The following is a 2,285-nucleotide window of genomic DNA, read 5'->3' as shown; positions in this document are numbered from 1 at the left end:
CTCCCGCCGGCGGTCGAATCGATCGAGCCATCCCGTTTCCGGAGCCCGTAGAGCATGAGCTCCTCTCCCGAATCGAGCTGCAGGGCAAACCAATCCCATCCCACCTGGTTCTTGCCCAGAGTGCTCGAGCTGAATTCGTGATCGAACCAGCTCGTTCCCTCGACCGGAACGCTTTTGCCCCCCAACTCGAGCCTTCCCTGGGAGTCGAGACGGGTAAAGGAGTAGTAATAAGAGGCGGCACCCGCTTCTTCGGCCTTTTGGCTGAGTCCTTCCTCGCCGTGGAGAACCGGGGGCTTGCGAGGGATGAGCCGGAGCTCGAGCTTCCTCTTCTCTTCGGCCGCGAGCGCCCGAAGAGAGCCGTCGGGCTCTTCCTCGATCCGCCAATCTCCGACCCAGGCCTCCATCTTCCCTTCGGCGCTTCCGGCTTCGCCGAGTGCTCCCCGGTCGGCCCGCTCCGAGTAGTAAAAGCGCTTTGCCCCCAGGTCGCTGATTGCGAAGTGGCCGAAAAAGACGTCTCGGACTTTCCAGCGGCTCTCCCGCTGGGGCGCTTCCCGGAAGAGTCCATGGCGAAAGAGGGTCAGCTCGAAGCCGTAGGGAGCCCCGGAAGGAGTGGAGAGATTCCCGGTCAGATACCACCATTCGATCTGGAACTCCGGGTGGTTGCCATGGTCCCGGGGAAAGCTCCAGGCCCATGGACTCTGCGCGAAGCTCCAGCCATCGGCTCCTTCGGCTTGGAGAAGCGATCCACTCCAGGCGATCGCGAGGAGCAGGATTGCCGCCGCGTTCCTTCTCCCCATCCGGTAGATGCGATTCGGAGGCAATCGACTGGCCATCGAAAAGAAAACCTACTCCATCCGCATCGCTTCGGCGATCGGAATGCGGGCGCAGCGCCGGGCGGGCCAGTAGGCCGAAAGGATTGCGGCGAGGATGACGGCGGGGGGGAGCTCCCAGAGCAGCCTCCAAGGCATCGCCCACCGGACGGTCCAGCCGAAGAAGGAGGGATTGATCACGTAGGTGAGAACCAAGGAGAGGCCGATCCCGGCCACCAGGCCGAGCAGGGAGGCGATGGCGCCGAGGAGGGCGGCTTCTCCGACGAGCATCGCTTCGACCCCGGAGCGCCCGACCCCGATCGAGCGCAAGACGCCGATCTCCCGCCGGCGCTCCACGCTCAAGATGACGAAGTTGAGGAAAATCCCGCTGGCACAGACGATGAGCGTGATCCCTTTGAGGAGATCGGTCACCAGGAAGGTCTGGTCGAAGACTCGGAAGACCTCCTTGCGCACCTCCCGGTTCGAGTAGACGACCCAGTCCCCGGTCGGGGCGATCTCCCGCTGCAGGCTCTGTCGGACCTTTTCGGCATCTTCCCCCGGTCGGAGGTAGAGCCCCAGAGTGTGACAGCCTTCTTCCCGCCAATAGCGCCGGTAGGTCTCCCAATCGATGAGGAAGAGTCCGAATTCGGTCGTGTAGTCGTAAAAGACCCCGGCGACGGTAAAGGGATGAACGCCTTGGGGAGTCGGGATCTCGAGCAGCTCTCCCTCTTGGACGTGGAATCGATTGGCGAAGCTCTCGTTGACGATGATCCGGTCCGATCCCGCCGAGTCGGCCAAAATCCGGCGCGCGTCGCCTCGCCGCAGGGAAAGGCCGCTGTAGCGGGCCGCAACCGGAAAGCGGAGGGCCGCGCATTTGACCGTCTCCCCTCGAAACGAGATCCGCTGCTCCCGGTAGCGCTCATAGGCGGCGACGGAGGGAAGGGAAGCCACCGCTTGCTCGACCGCCGGCGGAAGGGCCTGCTGGGTTCCGGCCCGAACGTTGATCGCGGGAGCGACGAAGAGATCGGCGGTCACCGTCTGGTGGAGCCAGTCGTCGACCGTCTTCCGGAAGCTGAAGATCATGACGGTGACGCTCACATACATCGCCAGCGCCGCAAGAAGAGCGGCGACGGTGATTCCATTGTGGTGGAGCGAGTGGGAAAAATGGGCCATCGCGAGCCGCGGCAGGGCGGAACGGAAGTGGAAGGCGCGGGAGATCTCTCGGCAGACCAGGGGGACCAGGAGTGTAAATCCGAGGAGGGCGAAGAGGGCCGAGCCGAAGCTGAGCGCCGCCGGGCCGATTCGGAGCGCCAGCCAGGCGACGGCTCCGGAGAAGAGCCAGCAGCCGAAGGCGGCGACCGCCCACCAGGGACCGGCACGCCGGCTCTTCTCCGCCAAGGTTCCCAAGGAGAAGGCTTCCACAGGTGCGACTCCGGACGCTTCCCGAGCCGGAAACCAAGCGGCGGCCGCCACCGC

At 64.6% G+C, this 2,285-nt stretch carries 2 protein-coding genes; both read right to left on the bottom strand.

Annotated features, from left to right (window positions below; translation table 11 throughout):
• On the bottom strand, nt 1-833 hold an 833-nt coding region (locus FN369_RS01210; RefSeq protein WP_246189472.1), incomplete at its 3' end, for a carotenoid 1,2-hydratase.
• Nucleotides 834-845: 12 nt separating this feature from the next.
• Nucleotides 846-2,285 (bottom strand): ABC transporter permease (locus FN369_RS01205; protein WP_142524394.1); only part of this gene is annotated, 1,440 nt, incomplete at its 5' end.

Source organism: Methylacidimicrobium cyclopophantes (assembly GCF_902143385.2).
In the GTDB taxonomy this organism is placed as follows: Bacteria; Verrucomicrobiota; Verrucomicrobiia; order Methylacidiphilales; family Methylacidiphilaceae; genus Methylacidimicrobium; species Methylacidimicrobium cyclopophantes.
The sequence above is the reverse complement of the archived record's forward strand: the minus strand, read 5'-3'. Positions and strand labels throughout refer to the sequence as shown.